This is a genomic window from Anaerobacillus sp. ABD4_527 (genome assembly GCF_056160805.1).
This window is the reverse complement of sequence record NZ_JBSWXZ010000001.1, coordinates 1,567,437-1,586,816: the sequence shown is the minus strand read 5'-3', so window position 1 is coordinate 1,586,816 and position 19,380 is coordinate 1,567,437. Positions and strand designations below refer to the sequence as shown.

The following is a 19,380-nucleotide window of genomic DNA, read 5'->3' as shown; positions in this document are numbered from 1 at the left end:
TGATTCATAGTCTAGTAGGGTGCTTAGTTATTATGCGTTTTGAGATGTTACGACGTTTTTGTTTGATTTAAGATCGAAACGATCGGCGTCCATGATCTTAACCCATGCATTTACGAAGTCGCGAACAAATTTCTCTTTGTTATCTTCCTGCGCGTATACTTCTACCATTGCACGAAGAACGGAGTTTGAACCAAATACGAGGTCCACACGGGAAGCCGTTCTTACAAGCTCACCAGTCTTGCGGTCGCGTCCTTCGTATTGGTTAAAGCCGCTTGGCTTCCATTCAATACCCATATCTAGGAGATTTACAAAGAAATCGTTTGAAAGCGTTCCGACTTTGTTAGTGAATACGCCATGCTTCGTATCGTTATAGTTTGTTCCTAATACTCGCATTCCACCAACTAACACCGTCATCTCAGGAGCAGAAAGACCGAGCAATTGTGCTTTATCGACGAGTAGTTCTTCAGGGCTTAGCGTGTATTCTTTCTTCTGGTAATTACGGAACCCGTCAGCCATCGGCTCTAGTACTTCAAAGCTTTCAACATCTGTTTGTTCTTGGGTCGCATCTCCTCGTCCAGGAGAGAATGGAACAGTGATGTCGACACCTGCATCTTTTGCAGCTTTTTCTACTGCTGCAGAACCACCTAGAACGATCAAGTCAGCAAGGCTAACTTTTTTATCAAGGTCGTTCTGGATGTCTTCATAGATCGATAGTACGCGAGAAAGCTGTTCAGGCTCATTTACTTCCCAACTCTTCATCGGCTCAAGACGAATGCGAGCACCGTTTGCGCCACCGCGGTTATCTGAGCCACGGAACGTGCTAGCGGAAGCCCATGCAGTCGTAACAAGCTCGCTAATCGTTAATCCAGAGCTAAGAATTTTTGATTTCAGATCCTCGATCTCTGCGTTCGATAGTTCATAGTCAACTGTAGGAACTGGATCTTGCCAGATCAAATCTTCTTCTGGCACTTCAGGACCAAGGTATCTTGCTTTTGGACCCATGTCACGATGAAGCAATTTGAACCATGCACGCGCAAACACATCTGCGAAATACTCCGGATCCTGGTGAAAACGACGAGAGATCTTTTCGTAGATTGGGTCTTCGCGAAGAGCCATGTCAGCAGTTGTCATCATCGTGTTCACTTTGATAGACGAATCCTCAGCGTCTGGTGCAAGGTGTTCTTCTTTCGGGTTAACTGGCTTCCATTGATGTGCACCAGCAGCACTCTTCGTTAGCTCCCATTCATAACCGAATAATAGATCGTAGTATCCGTTATCCCATTTCGTAGGGTTCGCAGTCCATGCGCCATCAATGCCACTCGTGATGGTGTCGCGTCCTTTCCCGCTACCGTGCGTGCTCTTCCATCCTAATCCTTGTTCTTCGATGTCAGCTGCTTCTGGATCTGCACCTACATGTGCTTCTGCATCTCCTGCGCCGTGTGCTTTACCGAATGTGTGACCGCCGGCTGTTAGTGCAACGGTTTCCTCATCGTTCATGCCCATACGAGCGAATGTTTCACGAATATCTCGTGCACTTGCAAGAGGATCAGGGTTACCGTTAGGTCCTTCAGGGTTTACATAGATTAGCCCCATCTGAACAGCAGCGAGCGGGCTTTCAAGTTCGCGGTCACCAGAATAACGGTTATCCGCTAACCATTCTTTTTCCATTCCCCAATAAACATCTTCTTCTGGATGCCATACGTCTTCACGTCCACCACCGAAACCGAATGTTTTCAAGCCCATGTCTTCAAGAGCAACGTTACCCGTTAGTACGAGTAAGTCAGCCCAGGAAATCTTGTTTCCGTATTTTTGCTTGATCGGCCACAGTAAACGTCGCGCTTTATCCAGGTTAGCGTTATCCGGCCAGCTGTTGAGTGGTGCGAAACGCTGCGTACCCGTTCCTCCGCCACCACGTCCGTCGCCTGTACGGTATGTACCGGCAGCATGCCACGACATACGGATGAAGAGTGGTCCGTAATGACCGTAGTCAGCTGGCCACCAGTCTTGGCTAGTCGTCATCAAGTCTCGAAGGTCTTGCTTCAGTGCATAGTAGTCTAGTTTTTCAAATTCTTCTGCGTAATCGAAGTCATCACCCATTGGGTTCGTCTTTCGATCGTGCTGATGAAGTATATTAAGGTTCAGTTGGTTAGGCCACCAGTCTTTGTTAGTCGTTCCAACTTGTGTTGTAGTAATTGCATTTTTCTCTTTCGTCTTGCCATGAGATACAGGGCATTGTCCAGCTGCAGCTTGGCTATCGTGCATTTCGTTTTTATCCATGTGTAATTTCCCTCCTAAAAAATGAGTAAAATATGGTGATAATGTTTCTCAGATTATAATTATAATAAATTAATAGTTATTTTGAAAGAAAAACGACTCTATTTTTTAAAAAAGTTTGATAGTCTAGTGAAAATACATGGTTTTCATATAACTAAATTTGTGCTGAGCTTCTAATGGAGTAGTTTTTTTATTGAAGGTAAGGGTTTAAAAGTGGCAAGTACACTATGATAAAATGAGACAAAGAATAACATGTCGGCAAGTGTAATACATGATGCCCCTCAATATTTGAAAGAAGGACGAGGATCCCATGGATATAACCATAAGCAATAAAATGATAAAAGAACGATGCGGTAACCTTTCTTTCAAAAGAGGGGAGGACTATTATCGCTCAAATAAAGTAACGTTTCATGATTATCAAACGGACTATTGTAAAGCGACGGTTTCTGGAACAGAAGATTTTCAAGTGACTCTTGTAAATGATGCCGGTAGTTATAGAGGTGAGTGTAGCTGTCCCTCCTTATTGAACTTTCAAAAGGACTGTCAGCATATTGCAGCTGTGTTGATTGGGATAAAGGATATTCGTGATGGAAGGGCTTCACCGAATACGGATGATCCTTCACCAAATGTGACGGAAGATTTTATGAAGTTATTCAATGAGAAACCTACAAGAACGGGTGAGCAACGGTTTTTCGAAAATAGAAAAACTCTCGATGTGACGTTTACTTGTAAACCAGTTTCAGTGGAAAATGAAGATTATGTGCTAGGAATTGAACTAACAATCGAACATACGAAAGTGCATCATGTACGAAGCTTTCTTATGGACATCAGACAAGGTAAGGCGAGCGACCTTTCTTCTATGTTTAGGTATGACCCGTCCGTCCATTGCTTCTCAGCAATAGCCGATACGATCATCCACCAGCTCATCCAAGTCGTCCTTGATGAAGAAGCATTTCTTGAATCGATTGAGAGTAAGAAAGAAAACTTGGTGACAAGTCAAATGCTACTCGTCCCCCCATCTGCATGGATGAAAGTTGTTCCGCTTATTAAGGATGGTTCAGTTGTTCAAATTGAATACGGTGGCGAACGGTTTGAGCGCATCCAAATAATTGACGGAACGCCACCCATCACCTTTCTATTCGACGAATTACGAGGGGATACCTTCCAATTATCTATGAATGGTTTGGAACGAATGCTCATACTTAGATCCTATCGTTCAATCTTGTACGATGGAAAACTATTTCAGTTGGATTGGCGAGATTGTGAGCGTTTATACGACCTTACTCAAATGCTTCCATCAAGTAATCAGAATGTTATACCAATCCCTGCAAAACATATCGATCATTTTTTCGAACATATTGTTCCAGATTTGAAAAGGATCGGAAGCGTCAAGCTTTCACAATTGATCAATCAAAGATTTTATAAAACGCCTCTCGTTGCAAAGCTCTATTTAGATCGTCTTAAAAATCGGTTACTCGCTGGATTAGAGTTTCACTATGATGGAGTCGTCATTCAACCGCTCGAGAGCAGAGATGTTCCTACAGGTCAGGCGATTATTCGAGATCTTGAAAAAGAAGAAGAAATTCTCAGATTGATGGATGATAGTGGATTTTCTAAAACAGACGGAGGGTATCATATGCAAAATGAAGCCCTCGAGTATGAGTTTCTCTACCATGTTGTGCCTAAGCTCCAAAAGAAAGTTCAACTCTATGCGACTACAGCGGTTCGCAATCGTCTCGTGAGAAAAAGCAATCATCCTACAATAAGGGTGAAGCATAAGAAGAAGGAACGGACGAACTGGTTGGAATTTAAGTTCGAGATGGACGGAATATCCGATAACCAAGTGCGTGAGATATTAGAGGCGTTAGAAGAAAAACGAAAATATTATCGGCTGAAGAACGGCTCTCTCTTATCACTTGAAACCAGCGAAATGGAAGAGATGCATCGTTTTCTAACCACCGTCCCACCTCAAGATGAAGCGTTTGAGACCACCTTAAACCTCCCTGTAGAAAAAGGTCTGTATGTACTCGATTCGCTAGGGGATATGGTGAAAGCAGAGGAGTCATTTAAGAAATTTCTTGATGGGATGTATCGCCCTGAGCAGCTAGATGTTGAAGTGCCACAAGATTTACAGCATATTTTGCGGGACTATCAAATCACAGGGTACAAATGGATGAAAACACTCGCGAGCTATGGTTTCGGAGGCGTTCTTGCTGATGATATGGGACTTGGGAAAACACTGCAAAGCATCACTTATATTGTATCTGAGTTATCAGCGATTCGAAAAAGCAAGAAGCCGATATTAATCGTTTGTCCTTCTTCACTTACGTATAATTGGTTACATGAGATGAAGAAGTTCGCACCTGGCGTCCATTCTGTCGTCATCGATGGAACGAAAGCCAATCGAGAAAAATTACAGAAAGACTGTAAAGAAGTGGATGTCTTAATCACCTCTTACCCTCTTCTTCGTAGAGATAGGAAATGGTATAGCGATCAAACCTTTCACACGGTTTTCTTTGACGAAGCGCAAGCTTTCAAGAATCCCTCCACACAAACAGCACGTGCGGTGAAAATGATCAAAGCAGATCAGCGCTTCGGACTAACAGGGACTCCTGTAGAGAATTCGATTGAAGAGCTTTGGGCGATTTATCATGTGGTATTCCCGCAATTATTTGGTGGTCTCAATGATTATAGTCACCTGACAAGGAAAACCATCGCAAGACGAGTACGGCCGTTCTTGCTGCGGAGAATGAAGGGAGATGTTCTTGCTGAACTGCCTGGCAAGATGGAGTCTCTAGAATCATCGGAGCTTTTACCTGAACAAAAGAAGCTTTATGCTGGTTATTTAGCGAAGCTTAGAACGGATACATTGAAGCATCTTGACCGAGATACGATACGGAAAAATCGTATAAAAATTTTAGCCGGTTTAACACGATTGCGACAAATTTGCTGTCACCCCGCCCTTTTTGTTGATGGATACAAAGGGAGTTCAGCTAAGTTTGAACAGCTTCTACAAATCATCGAAGAATCTCGTGTATCAGGTAGGAGAGTATTGATCTTCTCACAGTTCACTCAAATGCTGAAGCTAATCGGAAAAGAACTCACGAAGCGCGGACATACTTATTTCTATCTTGATGGAGAAACACCCTCTGAATCACGGTTGGAAACGTGTCAGCGATTTAACGCAGGTGAAAGAGAACTGTTTCTCATTTCATTAAAAGCAGGAGGAACCGGGCTCAACTTAACAGGAGCGGACACCGTCGTCCTCTACGATCTCTGGTGGAATCCTGCAGTTGAAGAACAAGCTGCTGACCGAACTCACCGCATGGGGCAGGACAAAGTAGTCAATGTCATCAAACTCGTAGCGCGAGGAACGATCGAAGAGAAGATGAATGATCTTCAAGAGAAGAAAAGAGAGATGATTGCAGACATTATTAATCCAGGTGAGCATGAGCGAACGAGGTTAACGGAAGATGATATACGTGAGATATTTTTGGATAAATAGGTTGATAGGAGACAGGGGGACTTACCTCTGTCTTTTTTATTTTGGAAAAACAAGGTCTGATTATTGAGAAAATTCATTCATTAATTTATAATATCTCTAAATCCATTTTAAGGTAGTATTTTCAAGATAAATACTATATTCCGTACAATATACAATATTCATTATCATTTTTAGGCATTAATTTCGCTGTTAAGTATCTTGATGGATGGAAGGATAGTAAAAAAAAGGTGGTGTAAATCATGACTTTGGATGAATTAGATCGAGGGTTGGTCATTTGTTTATCACATGATGGTCGTATGTCCTTTAAAGACATTGCAGAAGAGCTAGACGTTACCGAGAAAACGATCAGGTTGAGGTATAAGAAGCTAGTAGATGCAGGTGTTCTAAAAGTAGTAGGCATAGTTGACCCCGTTTCAGTAGGTGTTAAGGTTGCAGCAATCTTTCAGTTAGATGTTGAGCCTAAACGTTTGCATGACATTGTAGAAGAGATGAAAGGTTATAAAGAAGTACGCTACATCACGCTAACCTCTGGTGATTATCCTCTGATGATTCAAACAAACTTACCGAATCAGGAAGATATCAGGAAAATGGTGTACAAACTATATGACATTGATGGTATACGAAAGGTTAATACAACGTATCAATTCGATATCTTCAAGAACACTCATGACATTATTTAGTGGTTAGTGGAAGCGAGTAAGTGTAGGCATTGCTACAAAAAATTTGGAGGGATTAGGTTGAGAAGACTACTTGGAATCCTGCTCACGATTGCAGTTGGGATGGTACTGACTGCTTGTTCAGGGGGAGACGGATCATCTACAGAATCAGGTGAAGAAGGTTCAAAAGAAGGAGGAACTCTAATATTTGCTAGAGGTGCTGATTCCTTATCGCTTGATGCGATCGATGTAACTGATGGTGAATCAACCCGGGTTACGCATAATATCTATGAAACTCTTTTTAACTACGATGAAAACCTAGAATTACAGGACGGGCTCGCTACTGACTATGAACTAGCAGATGATGAGTTAACGTGGACATTAACACTACGTGAGGGAGTGAAATTCCACGATGGTACAGCGTTTAATGCGGATGCGGTCGTGTTTAACTTTGATCGATGGATGGATCCGAATCATCCTCAGCATAATGGTGACTTTACCTACTATTCCTTTTTATATGGAGGCTTCAAGGGAGACGAAGACCATAAGATTGAGCACGTTAAAGCAATCGATGAGTATACGGTGGAGATAAAGTTGACAGAACCAACTGCACCATTTATCAGCTACTTAGCTATCCCGATGTTTGGTATTGCAAGCCCTGCAGCTATCGAAAAGTACGGAGACAGTTATAACGAAAACCCTGTCGGTACTGGACCGTTCAAATTTGAGAGCTGGACGAGGAACGACAAGATATTACTAAGTAAGAATGAAGAGTATTATGTTGAAGACATCCCTCACCTAGATCAACTCATCTTCAGAGTCATTCCAGATAATTCTGCACGTTTTACTGCCCTGCAAACAGGTGAAGTCGATATGATTGATGGTTTAAGCCCAGATGATGCAGACCTAGTAGAGTCAGATGGAAATCTTGATTTAGTCAAAAGACCAGGATTTAATATTGGCTACATGGCTTTCAATATGGAAAAAGCACCATTTGATGACCAAAAAGTGCGGAAGGCATTAAACTATGCGATCAATAAAGATTCGATCATCGATGCGTTCTATAATGGTATGGCTGAGAAAGCTGTAAATCCTATTCCTCCTTCACTTTGGGGGTATAACGAAGAAATCGATGGCTATACGTACGACCCAGAAAAAGCAAAACAATTACTTGCAGAAGCTGGATTACAAGAAGGTTTTACTACCGAACTATGGGCGATGAGTAATCCAAGACCTTATATGCCCCAACCTTTAAAGATTGCAGAAGCCATTCAGTCCGATTTAGCTGAAGTCGGTGTGAACGTCGAGATCAACACGTACGAGTGGGCGACGTACCTGGACAAAACGAGTAACGGTGAGCATGACATGGCACTGTTCGGGTGGACTGGTGTTATGGCTGATCCTGATAACTTCCTATTTCCTAATTTAAGTAAAACAAATGCAACAGCACCAGCAAACAATCGTGCGTTTTACAAGAACGATGAGTTTACAAACCTATTATTAGAAGCTAGAACCACATTCGATGAAGAAAAGCGGATTGAAATCTATAAAGAAGCACAGGAATTGTTTTATGATGATGCACCATGGGCGCTAATTGGCCATACGACACCTCCGCTTTCAAAGCAGAAGTATGTTAAAGGTTTTGTAGCTCATCCAATGAGTGATGACGCGTTTTGGGATGTTTACTTAACGAAATAAATGTCATAAGAAGATAGAGGATAAGGAGAATTTCTATGTTTACATTGCTGAAAGAATTATGTGACACGATCGGTCCATCGGGGTACGAACAAGATGTTCAAAGGAAAATCTTATCATTAGTCAAGGATTATGTGGATGAATACAACGTAGATTCATTAGGTAACCTGATCGTGAAAATAAATGGTACGAATGCTAATTTCCCCTCCCTTTTAATTGCTGCACATTCAGATGAGATTGGATTCGTAGTGAAGAAGATCGAACAAAATGGCTTGATCCGATTTGAACAAGTTGGAGGGTTTGATGACCGTATTCTATTATCTCAACCTGTGAAGATAAAGTCTTCTAACGGTCCGGTCCACGGTGTCATCGGTACAATCTCTGCCCATTATGTGAAGTGGGACAATCCTAATCGAGTTAGTAATCATAGAGAGCTCTATATTGACGTTGGGGCATTAAATGACGAAGAAGCGATCAAAATGGGGATAAAAGTTGGTCAACCGATTAGCTATGGAACTGAATTAAAGAAGATAGGAACTGAGGAGTTTCCAAAAGTTATGGGGAAAGCGTTGGATGACAGAGCTGGATCAGCTTTATTAATCGACCTCATTCAACGGTTGAGTAAGGATTCACTTGAACATGGAGATCTCTATATGGCTTTTACCGTTCAAGAGGAAGTCGGATTAAGGGGCGCCTCTGTAGTAGCATCTAGTATTAAGCCTGATTTCGCATTAGCCATCGATACGACCCCTACTAGCGATACCAATGATGTCATCATGACCGGAACTAGAGTAGTAGGAGGTGGTCCGTGTGTGAAACTAGCTGATAAGTCGCTGATTTCTCATCCACTAATAAGTAATCTCCTTGTGAAAGTTGCTCAAGAAAAAGAAATTCCATATCAGGAAGAGATTTTTATGGGGATTGGAACGGATGCAGGTGCAATTCATATGACGGGTGAAGGGGTGTCGACTGGAGCACTGTCGATCCCATCACGCTATACGCACTCACCACATGAAGTGGTGGATTTAACAGATCTATCTAACTGTGGAGAGCTGTTGCTTCATTTCATCTCCTCATTAGATGAGTTGAACGGAAAGACGTTTTTGGATTCATAATGATCAAGCGTGAAGAGTCTGTCCAAATAAAAGTGGACGGGCTCTTTTTTTATGAATTAACGGATTCTTAGGCCTGCACACAAGCATTCGAGTCCCATCGGTAATACACATGCTATAAGTGCTATTTGCCTCTATCGAGTAAGAATAACTTATAAGGCGCGTAACCGAAATTTGAAAGAAGGTGTGGAACACGAATGTTAGGGAGTGAGAATCTACCTATAGGTTTACAAAAACTATTGGAAGAGTGGAAGAATAGTTTGAAAGATTACCATTCTGAGCTAGTAAAGATGATGGCGGACAGCTCTGGTGCATCTTCACAATCGAACGGACAAACAGCTCAAAGAACGTTACATGTACCAAAAGACTTTTCAACGATTACGAAAGCTGTAAGAAAAGCGAAGTCCGGTGATGTGATCCTCGTTTCGAACGGTACGTATTATGAGAGTATCACTGTTCCTTCTGATAAACCTTCCCTTCGTTTTATCGCAAATGGAGACAAGGTGATGCTGAATGGACAAGGGAAGCTGAAAAATGGATTCATGTTGATAGCGAATAACGTAGAAATACAGGGATTTATAATAGAAGATTACGTGAAAGCAGCGATTGAAGTAAAAGGTGTATACGGTGTTAAACTGATCGAGAATACGATTCATGGAGTAAGAAAAGGGCACGGAATCCAATTAGATCAAGGAACATTTTCTAATTTGATCTGGAAGAATATCATCTCGAATGCGTATCAAAATGGAATTAACCTTCAATCAAAAAACGTTTGGGTCGTTGATAATGCGATCCGCCAGAGCGGGAATGGAATTCGCATCCAAACGGTAGGGAATCACATCGTTGGGAACGTCATTCAGCATAATAGGGCGAGTGGAATTCTAGAAGATGAAGGATTTAATCTTATCTATGATAACGAAATTAGTGAAAGCCAGAAAGATGGCATTGAACAGCCTTCCAGTCTTGGTGGGTCAATTTCTTTAGGGAACAAAGTTGAAAACAATAAGATGAACGGGCAAGCGATAAAAACACCAGGTAACGTCGTCCTAGACAATGATTTCGTAGGGAATGAGAGATTTGGTATTGAAGTAGAAGGTAAGTTAAACGTTATCGAATTGAATAAATTGATTGAGAATATGAACGGACTTGTAGTAAATAAAAATGCTACGAGAAACCTTGTTTATGGCAACCACTTTAAAAGTAATCGAAAGAGTGACCTCGTTGTTGAAAACCCTAAAAATACGTTCCTCCAAAATCATTTAAACCACATTTCCAACCCAAAAGAAGAACCCAACTCGAAAAACCATGTGATCCACGTACCGGAGGACTATGAAACGATATCTTCGGCCGTTAATGCCGCTTCGCCTGGCAGTGCCATTTTAGTAGAAAACGGGGTGTATCATGAAGAAGTGTCGGTGCCAATCTCAAAGTCTGGTATCCGAATCATCGCACAAGGAAACCACGTAACCCTAGATGGTAAAAACAGATTGAAAGTTGGCTTCGACCTATCATCTAGTATTCTACTCATACAAGGATTCAAGATTGTTAATTATACTGATGCCGGAATCTACGTGAAGGGCATTGGCGTTTCGCTCGTTGAAAATGAGATTAAGAACATTACGAGTGGAAGCGGTATTGAGCTTTCCCTTGCGTTTTCTACACTTATATGGAAAAACGAGATCGCTCATGCAAGTGATGATGGTATACGTATTAAAGCGATGAACACATGGATCGTTGATAACAGTGTCTATGCCAATGGTGGAAATGGAGTAAACTTTGAAGGAAATACCACGGTCGGTAGCACTGTAACTCAAAACCGCTTCTTTTCTAACGGTATGAATGGGATTGTGGACAACGCTGGTTTTAACTTTTTATACAACAATGAAATAAGAGGAAATAATCATGATGGTGTTTATGAAATTGCGGGGCTTGGCTCTGGGGCTATCATAGCAAACACTCTTTTATCGAATGGGTTAAACGGTGTAAGACTTGAAAATGAAGGTGATCATGTTGCAGGGAATACCATTCGATTCAACTCTGAAAGTGGCGTGTTGATTAAAGCAAATTTTCATAACGTAGAACATAACACAATTTCATTAAACAAGAGGAACGGTGTTTTACTTGAAAAAGAAGCAGATCACAATTTTTTGAGCAGAGATACGTTGTTTAGAAATAGTCCTTTTGATGTAAAAGAAGAGGATAAAAATAACACCTTTTTACAGAATGAGTGTATGAGAAGTGATCCACCAGAGATTTGTGGGTAACTCCTACATTTAATAGAAACGCTTGAACACGTATTCAAGCGTTTTTCTATTGCTTTCAAATGAGGAAAATACTAAACTATAAACAAATACTCAAACAATCATTTGAATGAAGGTGACGAAGATGAGTGAAAAGGTAATGAAGCGAAATAAAGAGACGTGCGATACATTTTGTTATGATGAAGAACTCGTTCAACGAGTGCAGCCTGAAATTGAAAAGGTTGTAGGAGTCGAGCTGATTTTTAAAGCGCTATCAGATGCTACGAGAATGAAGATTGCATATGCCCTAACGTTAGAAAAAGAGCTATGTGTGTGCGATGTTGCAAATATTATTGGTTCTACGACAGCCACGGCATCTCATCACTTACGGTTATTAAGAAACATGAAGTTGGCCAAATACCGTAAAGAAGGAAAGTTAGTATTTTACTCTTTAGCAGATGATCATGTGCATCAGTTGGTTTCGATTGCGATGCTACATGCTAAGCATTCTTAGATGGCTTTTGTATTGGAGGTGGAGAGATGAGTGAGCGAGAAAACCATTCAAGCTGTTGTTCAGGTGATTCAGACGTTATTGAGCTAACTGAAGCGAGTTGTTGTTCTTCCAATAACGACAGTGCATCTTTGTCGACATGCTGTTCGAATGAGAATAGTAAAGAAGCTGAATCGGTTTCGAGTTGCTGTGATTCAGTTGAGAAGGAAGTTCAGAATCAAAAAAATGAAGATACTGTACACTACAAGGTTACCGGCATGGACTGCCCTTCCTGTGCCCTCACGATTGAAAAAGGGTTACGAAAGACAAAAGGGATTCGTACTGTTCAAGTTTCATATGGTACAGGAAAAATGGCTGTAGGTGCCGAGTCTTCTGCTATCTATCATGAAATCCCGAGCCATGTTCGCAAACTCGGTTTTGAAGCAGAACCATTTCATCAACCGAAAAACATGCAGACGTACAAGGTAGAAGGAATGGACTGCGGTTCTTGTGCGATGACGATCGAAAAACACCTTGTGAAAAATCCGAAGGTACATGAAGTAAAGGTAAACTTCTCTACAGGCAACATGCAGGTCGATCACACGACAAATCAAAAAGAGATAATAAAAGAAGTGGAACGAGCAGGTTTTACAGCTTCGTTGCAATCTTCACATGCGCAAGAAAAGGTGAAGAAACGAAATGTTCCTGTTACAACACTATCTGGAATCTTTCTAGCACTCGGTTTTATAGGGTCATTTACGAGTCTGAACACTGACATCATCGCAGCACTTTACGCAGTTGCCATCGTCATAGGAGGATACAAGCCTGCAAAAAGTGCTTATTACGCGATTAAAAGTGGGTCTCTCGATATGAACGTTCTCATGGCTTCAGCCGCGATTGGGGCAGCACTGATCGGTGAGTGGTTCGAAGGTGCAACTGTTGTCTGGCTCTTTGCACTAGGTAACAAATTGCAAAACAGGTCGATCGAGCGTACAAGAGATTCGATAAGGAGCCTCATCAACCTATCACCTTCTGAAGCAACGGTAAAAATAGGTGATCAGCACATCCGAAAACCGGTTGAGGAAGTGAACATCAACGATGTGATCATCGTGAAACCAGGTGACAAGATCCCTCTTGATGGTGAAGTATTATCTGGCACATCTAGTATCAATCAAGCAGCAATCACGGGTGAGTCGTTACCTGTCGACAAACAGAAGGGCGATACGGTATATGCAGGTACCGTTAACGAGAGTGGCTCTCTTGAGGTACGCGTAACAAAATACGTTGAAGATACTACGATTGCAAAGATTGTCCACCTTGTAGAAGAGGCACAAGAGAAAAAAGCGCCAACTCAAGCATTCGTTGATCGCTTTGCAAAAGTCTATACCCCGATCGTGTTTATACTCGCTCTCCTTGTCATGGTCGTTCCACCATTACTAGGATTTGGAGCGTGGGGAGAATGGCTCTATAAAGGTCTCGCGTTGTTAGTCGTAGCTTGTCCGTGTGCTCTCGTTATCTCTACACCCGTTGCAATCGTATCTGCAATTGGGAACGCAGCGAATAACGGTGTCTTGATCAAGGGAGGCACGTTCTTAGAAAAAGCCGGAGCGATCAAAGCAATGGCATTCGATAAGACGGGGACTCTTACAGAAGGAAAACCAAAAGTGACGCAGGTTCTTTCGCATGACACAAATACTGAAGAGCTTCTCAGTATTGCAAGAACGATCGAAGAACATTCCACTCATCCAATCGCTCAAGCAATCATAACGTATGCAAAAGAGCGAGAGATCTCGATCAAAGAGGGAACGTCATTTAAAGCTATTCCAGGGAAAGGCGCACAAGCGACAATTAACGGAATTAATTATTTTGCGGGTAATCCGAAGTTATTCTCTGAATTGAACGTTTCGCTGGGTAACTATGATATCGAAACGTTACAGAGGGATGGAAATACGCTTGTTGTAGTTGGAAACGAAACGGACGTTTTAGGTGTGATCGCTGTAGCGGATACGATTCGTGATATCACCGTTCAGTCGATACAGAAGTTAAAAGAAGTCGGCTTGGAAGAGATCGTGATGTTAACGGGAGATAATTCTGGCACAGCTAAGAAAATTGCAAGCGAAACCGGAGTCGATCGGTATTTCGCAGAATTACTGCCTGAAGGAAAAGTAACATCCATTAAAGCACTGCAAAATGAGGGGAAACGTGTTGCGATGGTTGGAGATGGTATCAATGATGCCCCTGCTCTTGCGACATCCGATCTAGGTATCGCGATGGGCGGCGCTGGAACAGACACGGCGATGGAAACAGCTGACATCGTATTGATGGCCGATAATTTGGAGAAACTCCCTTATACAATAAATTTGAGCCGCAGAGCACTGAAGATTATTAAGCAAAATATTTGGTTTTCATTAGTGACGAAAGTGGCGGCGCTCCTGCTCATTTTCCCTGGTTTCTTAACCCTGTGGATGGCAGTGTTAAGTGACACAGGTGCTGCGTTACTCGTTATTTTAAACAGCATGCGGTTGTTAAAAAAAGAATAAAACGCTTCTATAAAACCTGTCATTCCAAAGCATGGAATGACAGGTTTTTATGATAAGGTATTGCTAAAGTGTGAGTAAGGGAGTGAGTGATGTGACGTTAATCGAGTCGATGCAAAAAGCTATTGATTTTATGGAGGATCATTTGTTGGAAGAGATAACGGTACGAGATATAGCTGCAGCTGCGTATCTCTCTCCATTTCATTTTCAACGAGCCTTCACGATTTTAACCGGGACCACCTTAGCAGAATATTTGCGTAGAAGAAGGTTAACGTTGGTCGCTCAGGAATTAAAAAGTAGTGACGTTAAGATCATCGACCTCGCTTATAAGTACGGCTACGATACTCCCGAGTCTTTCTCAAAAGCCTTTCGTAAACAGCATGGGGTGTCTCCAAGTGAAGCACGGAAAGTGTCCGGAAAGATAACAGCTTATAACCGCCTGGTTATCCAGGTGAGTCTGAAAGGAGCGGAACCAATGCAGTACGATATTGTTGAAAAAGACGCGTTTCAAGTTGTTGGTATGAAGAAAGACATGTCTTGTGTAAACGGAGAGAATCTCACACTTATACCAAAAATGTGGGAAGAAGTGAACTCAAATGGTACCGATCAATCCCTTTTAAAGAAAAATGATGGTCCCATCAAAGGCATGCTGGGGATTTGTGTGAGCAAAAACGATCAAAAGTCCGAACAAATGGAGTATTGGATTGCTGTTGCACATGAAGGGAACAGTGCAGAGAATATGGAGACTCTTCACATACCGAAGAGTCGATGGGCGATTTTTAGTGTTCACGGTGCGATGCCTCACGCAATGCAGAATGCCTGGAAGAAAATCTATTCAGAATGGTTCCCATCGAACGGGTACGAAAATGCTGGTGGACCAGAGCTCGAAGTGTATGCGGAAGGGAACCCGAATAACGAAGATTACTATTCAGAAATTTGGATCCCGGTTAAATAAAAGAACTATGAAAGAACGTGAACTTATAGATGAGAGCTTTCCTATAGCTGGAAAGCTCTCATTTTCATTTACAAGTAGTTAAAGGTTAACAAGTATAGAAATGTCACCAGACAAGAAAGTACTAGCGCTGCTAGCTTATGAATATGATGAAGACGGACCATTGGGAACATTACCATCACAAATAGGATCGACCATCCGAAATGCCAACCGTTGTGATATGAAATAACATCCATCTTTGTACCGATCCATTCGATCAGTCCAAAGATTACAATCCATTTGAGTGTATAAAGTACTTGTTTTTTGATACCGGATGGATAATGAGATAAGAATACAAATGCTACCAATGGGTTAATGATCAAGTTATGGACGAAGTGAACGTTCATCAAGTTAAAGAAATGATCTTTGTGAAGCTCCCAAAGGTGAAAATGACTATGAGAAATAAATTCATATAAGAACGAAGCTAAGGAAATATACAACATTGATGGATAGTATGACTCCCAGTTCTTCCAATCCCCTTTCAAGATGGCGAATAGAAAGACAAGGGCAACAAGGAATAAATTCATTACATCTTCTCCTAAAGTTTGCGTCATTGCTAGAGTGGTCAATAAGAGAGCGATAGATACAAGAGATTCCTTTTTTCCAAAAATGAAAGCACTTGACATTCATATAGTTCACCCCCTAAACTATATAGAGTAATGTAGTTTAGGGGGTGAACTAAATTGGATGAGCGATTAATAGAAGCAGTTGAACTCTTTGAAGATGTGATGGTGTTTGGAACTGAAAGGGTTCTGAAAAATGTCGAAGCAGACGTTTGGCAGGAGTATTCCCTCGAGCAGATCCAAGTACTTAAGCTTATAAGTAAAAACGGTGCTCTAACTGCAGGTGTCATAGCTGAACTTCAAGGGGTACATAAGAGTGCAATTTCGAATCGTTTGAAGAAACTTGAAGAAAAAGCCTTGATCAAAATCGTTAAGTCAGAACAAGATCAGCGAACGAAACTCGTTGATTTAACTGAAAAAGGTACAGAAGTTTTGAAAGAATCAGATCAAGCTGTGTACGCCTACATTCATGATCTGTTCGCAAACCATGTAAAAGATGAGGAGCTAGACAATTTCTTAATTATGTTCCGTAAGATTAAGTCGATATTGAAGTTAGAGGGGGAAAGAGGATGAATGCGATCATCAAATTGAGATGGCCCATTACGATCGGACTGTTAATCGTTACGGTTCTATTGTATGTTTTAGCTCCAAATTTAACAAAGCAGGCAGAAGAAGCGGGAACGTTTCAGCTCCCTGATGATGCTGCCTCAATACGAGCGGCTGAAATTCTGAATGATGCAGGAGCGGGAGAGGAAACCATTTCGTTAGTGTATTCGTTTGAAAAAACGATAGATGACTCTTCAAGGGAAGCGATTTCATCTACTGTAAAAGAAATTCAAGATCTAGGGGATCCAATCAGTTCTGTTTTGGCACCTTTTGGAAGTGAAGAACTTGAAGCACAGCTCGTCTCAGAGGACAATAAAACAGTGCTCGTTCCCATCACTGTCGATGGCTCGCAAGAAGATGTTGTTGAGCTCGCTGATACAATAAGAGCAGATATTGTAAAAGAGCAAGAATCTGTTTACCTCACTGGAGAAGCGATCATCAATCATGATGTGAACTTGAGTGCACAGGAAGGGTTAAAACGGACGGAAATCATTACAGTCATTCTTATCTTTGCATTACTTCTTGCTGTATTCCGGTCACTTGTGACACCGATCATCCCACTTATGGCTGTTGGGATTACGTATTTGCTGAGTCAGTCGATCGTAGCATTTTTTATCGATTGGTTCGGTTTTCCTGTATCGAACTACACGCAAATTTTCCTTGTCGCCATTCTCTTTGGAATAGGGACAGATTACTGTATCTTGCTACTGAGCAGGTTTAAAGAAGAACTTGGAGCAGGACAGCCGATCAACGATGCGATCGTCCGCACTTACAAAACAGCTGGAAGAACACTCTATATAAGTGGTCTCGCTGTGTTTATCGGTTTTTTTGCGATCGGATTTGCAGACTTTCCTATCTTCAAGTCAGCGGTAGCGGTGGCAGTAGGGATTGCAGTCTTGCTGCTTGTACTGAGCACCGTTATGCCATTCTTCATGGCAACGCTAAAAGAAAAACTATTCTGGCCATCAAAGAAATCTGTATCCCATAACGATAGCAAGCTTTGGGGATGGATGAGTAAGCTTTCTGTTAATCGCCCGCTTCTCTCGATGGTTGTCGTTGGAGTCATCACAGTACCACTGTTGTTCACGTACGATGATTCTTTATCATTCAATACGGTTGATGAAGTAGGAAATAGCTATGAGTCTGTTAAAGGTCTGCGAGCTATTGAAGATGGGTTCGGTCAGGGAGATTCATTGCCAGTACAAGTTTTACTTTCTAGTGATGAAAAACTAGTGACAGAGAACGCTGTTCCTTATGTAGAGAAACTTAGTGCTGAACTTGTGAAGATTGAAGGAGTGGATAGCGTCCGTTCGATCACAAGACCTGCAGGTGACGTCATTAATGAACTTTATGCAGATTACCAGCTTGGTAGAGTTGCTGAAGGTGTGAATCAGGCAGCTGATGGCTTGGATGGTGCCGTTCAAGGGCTCAGTCAAGCCGCTCAAGCGCAGTCGCCCCCGCCTAATGCGCCACAACAAAATCCTTTAGAAGGGTTGAATCAAATCTCTGAAGGATTACGTTCAGCCGGCGATCAGCTTCAGGGAATGAGTGAAAGCCAAACGATTCGTGATACGGGGTTATATATTCCAAAAGGCACTCTCGAAAACAAGGAGTTTGCACAAGTGATCGACCGATATGCATTTGGTGAGGAAACGGGAACGAAGATAGAAGTCATCTTATCGGATAACCCTTACTCACCAGAAGCGATCGATACGGTCGATCGTATTTCAGAAACGACGGATCGCGTGATCAAGGAAACGCCGCTAGAAGATGCTGAGATTGCGATAGGCGGTGTATCGAGTATTAACCGTGATTTGAGCGACATCTCTAACAGCGATTTTACCCAGACCGTAACGATCATGTTGATCAGTTTATTTGTAGCATTAGCAATCATCTTTAGGTCCTTTATCATGCCGCTCTATATGATTGGTTCGCTTTTACTCACCTATTTTACATCAGTGGCAGTTGCAGAATGGATTTTTGTGAATGGACTTGGCTACGACGGAATTAGCTGGGCTGTGCCGTTCTTTGGATTCGTGATGCTGATTGCACTTGGTGTTGACTATTCGATCTTTCTATTAGATCGATTCCGTGAAGAATCAGCAAACGGCTTATCCGTAGTAGATGCGATCAAAGTCTCGATGTCTAAGATGGGTACCGTTATCATTACAGCTGCGATTATTCTAGCTGGGACGTTTGCAGCGATGATTCCTTCAGGAGTCTTGAGTCTCGTGCAGATTGCTACCATTGTAATCACTGGATTACTGTTATATGGCCTCATCGTTCTGCCATTACTCATACCAGCTGTTACCGTGTCATTCAACAATGGCGTTTGGTGGCCATTTCACGCTAAAAAACGTAACTAAATAGAAATCCCGTCCAATGCAATTGGGCTGGATTTTTCTATGTGAAAGTAATAATACACAATTGCTATTGCGGTCAGGACAGCCTTTTGAAATACTTGGTAGTAGGGATTAGCAAATATTCAACAGAAAATAGGTGGAAAGTATGGAAGGGTTAGGGTTACTGATCGTGATGATCATTTTCTTATGGTCCATTACCAAAACCATCACGAACACAGCAGAGAAGATTACAAATCAGCTGCAAGAACAAAATGGTTTGTTAGAAGATATAAAAGAACGGATGGATAAGAACAATCTATAGTCAAAGCCGATTGTATGTTTTGGAAGTTATCATGAATCATGTTAATG

The 19,380-nt window shown here is 41.8% G+C and carries 13 protein-coding genes; 11 read left to right on the top strand and 2 right to left on the bottom strand.

Annotated elements, in window-relative coordinates; all coding sequences use genetic code 11:
- Window positions 1–30: 30 nt before the first annotated feature.
- Entirely contained in the window at window positions 31–2,277 is a 2,247-nt protein-coding gene (katG, locus tag ACXAHI_RS08290; RefSeq protein ID WP_474847128.1) for a catalase/peroxidase HPI, read from the bottom strand.
- Window positions 2,278–2,584: 307 nt separating this feature from the next.
- On the opposite strand from katG, the gene ACXAHI_RS08285 reads away from it, so the two are divergent.
- The 8 genes from ACXAHI_RS08285 (at window position 2,585) to ACXAHI_RS08250 (ending at window position 15,464) form a co-directional block, all read left to right on the top strand.
- Window positions 2,585–5,779, top strand: a complete 3,195-nt coding sequence (locus ACXAHI_RS08285; RefSeq protein WP_474847127.1) for an SNF2 helicase associated domain-containing protein — start codon at window positions 2,585–2,587, stop codon at window positions 5,777–5,779.
- A gap of 239 nt (window positions 5,780–6,018) precedes the next feature.
- On the top strand, window positions 6,019–6,459 hold the full coding sequence (locus ACXAHI_RS08280; protein WP_474847126.1) for an Lrp/AsnC family transcriptional regulator: 441 nt from the start codon (window positions 6,019–6,021) through the stop codon (window positions 6,457–6,459).
- 57 nt (window positions 6,460–6,516) lie between these two features.
- Window positions 6,517–8,133, top strand: coding sequence for an ABC transporter substrate-binding protein (locus ACXAHI_RS08275; RefSeq protein WP_474847125.1), 1,617 nt, complete (start codon window positions 6,517–6,519; stop codon window positions 8,131–8,133).
- Window positions 8,134–8,168: 35 nt separating this feature from the next.
- A complete protein-coding gene (locus tag ACXAHI_RS08270) occupies window positions 8,169–9,245 on the top strand; it encodes a M42 family metallopeptidase (RefSeq protein ID WP_474847124.1) in 1,077 nt (358 codons plus the stop codon).
- Between the two features lie 194 nt (window positions 9,246–9,439).
- Entirely contained in the window at window positions 9,440–11,506 is a 2,067-nt protein-coding gene (locus ACXAHI_RS08265) for a right-handed parallel beta-helix repeat-containing protein (protein ID WP_474847123.1), read from the top strand.
- 121 nt (window positions 11,507–11,627) lie between these two features.
- Window positions 11,628–11,996 (top strand): ArsR/SmtB family transcription factor, encoded by a 369-nt coding sequence (locus tag ACXAHI_RS08260; protein WP_474810731.1) that lies wholly within the window; start codon window positions 11,628–11,630, stop codon window positions 11,994–11,996.
- Between the two features lie 26 nt (window positions 11,997–12,022).
- Complete coding sequence (locus ACXAHI_RS08255) at window positions 12,023–14,512, top strand: heavy metal translocating P-type ATPase (protein ID WP_474847122.1); 2,490 nt, start codon at window positions 12,023–12,025, stop codon at window positions 14,510–14,512.
- A gap of 91 nt (window positions 14,513–14,603) precedes the next feature.
- Window positions 14,604–15,464: an AraC family transcriptional regulator gene (locus tag ACXAHI_RS08250; RefSeq protein ID WP_474847121.1), complete on the top strand. Its 861-nt coding sequence runs from the start codon at window positions 14,604–14,606 to the stop codon at window positions 15,462–15,464.
- Between the two features lie 68 nt (window positions 15,465–15,532).
- Here the strand turns inward: ACXAHI_RS08250 and ACXAHI_RS08245 are convergent, their stop codons facing one another.
- A complete protein-coding gene (locus ACXAHI_RS08245) occupies window positions 15,533–16,027 on the bottom strand; it encodes a CBO0543 family protein (RefSeq protein WP_474810734.1) in 495 nt (164 codons plus the stop codon).
- A 156-nt stretch (window positions 16,028–16,183) separates the two neighbouring features.
- Between ACXAHI_RS08245 and ACXAHI_RS08240 the strand changes: the two genes are divergently transcribed.
- The 3 genes from ACXAHI_RS08240 (at window position 16,184) to ACXAHI_RS08230 (ending at window position 19,333) form a co-directional block, all read left to right on the top strand.
- Window positions 16,184–16,636: a MarR family winged helix-turn-helix transcriptional regulator gene (locus ACXAHI_RS08240; protein WP_270179753.1), complete on the top strand. Its 453-nt coding sequence runs from the start codon at window positions 16,184–16,186 to the stop codon at window positions 16,634–16,636.
- On the top strand, window positions 16,633–19,035 hold the full coding sequence (locus tag ACXAHI_RS08235; RefSeq protein WP_474847120.1) for an MMPL family transporter: 2,403 nt from the start codon (window positions 16,633–16,635) through the stop codon (window positions 19,033–19,035). Before ACXAHI_RS08240 ends, ACXAHI_RS08235 begins: the two co-directional genes overlap by 4 nt.
- Window positions 19,036–19,177: 142 nt before the next feature.
- Window positions 19,178–19,333: a hypothetical protein gene (locus ACXAHI_RS08230; protein WP_474847119.1), complete on the top strand. Its 156-nt coding sequence runs from the start codon at window positions 19,178–19,180 to the stop codon at window positions 19,331–19,333.
- The last annotated feature ends 47 nt before the right edge of the window (window positions 19,334–19,380 follow it).

Coding starts and splice junctions, on each gene's coding strand:
- ACXAHI_RS08285 (WP_474847127.1), top strand. CDS start 2,585: ATGGATATAACCATAAGCAATAAAATGATAAAAGAACGATGCGGTAAC.
- ACXAHI_RS08260 (WP_474810731.1), top strand. CDS start 11,628: ATGAGTGAAAAGGTAATGAAGCGAAATAAAGAGACGTGCGATACATTT.
- ACXAHI_RS08270 (WP_474847124.1), top strand. CDS start 8,169: ATGTTTACATTGCTGAAAGAATTATGTGACACGATCGGTCCATCGGGG.
- ACXAHI_RS08235 (WP_474847120.1), top strand. CDS start 16,633: ATGAATGCGATCATCAAATTGAGATGGCCCATTACGATCGGACTGTTA.
- ACXAHI_RS08265 (WP_474847123.1), top strand. CDS start 9,440: ATGTTAGGGAGTGAGAATCTACCTATAGGTTTACAAAAACTATTGGAA.
- ACXAHI_RS08230 (WP_474847119.1), top strand. CDS start 19,178: ATGGAAGGGTTAGGGTTACTGATCGTGATGATCATTTTCTTATGGTCC.
- ACXAHI_RS08255 (WP_474847122.1), top strand. CDS start 12,023: ATGAGTGAGCGAGAAAACCATTCAAGCTGTTGTTCAGGTGATTCAGAC.
- ACXAHI_RS08245 (WP_474810734.1), bottom strand. CDS start 16,027: ATGAATTTATTCCTTGTTGCCCTTGTCTTTCTATTCGCCATCTTGAAA.
- ACXAHI_RS08280 (WP_474847126.1), top strand. CDS start 6,019: ATGACTTTGGATGAATTAGATCGAGGGTTGGTCATTTGTTTATCACAT.
- katG (WP_474847128.1), bottom strand. CDS start 2,277: ATGGATAAAAACGAAATGCACGATAGCCAAGCTGCAGCTGGACAATGC.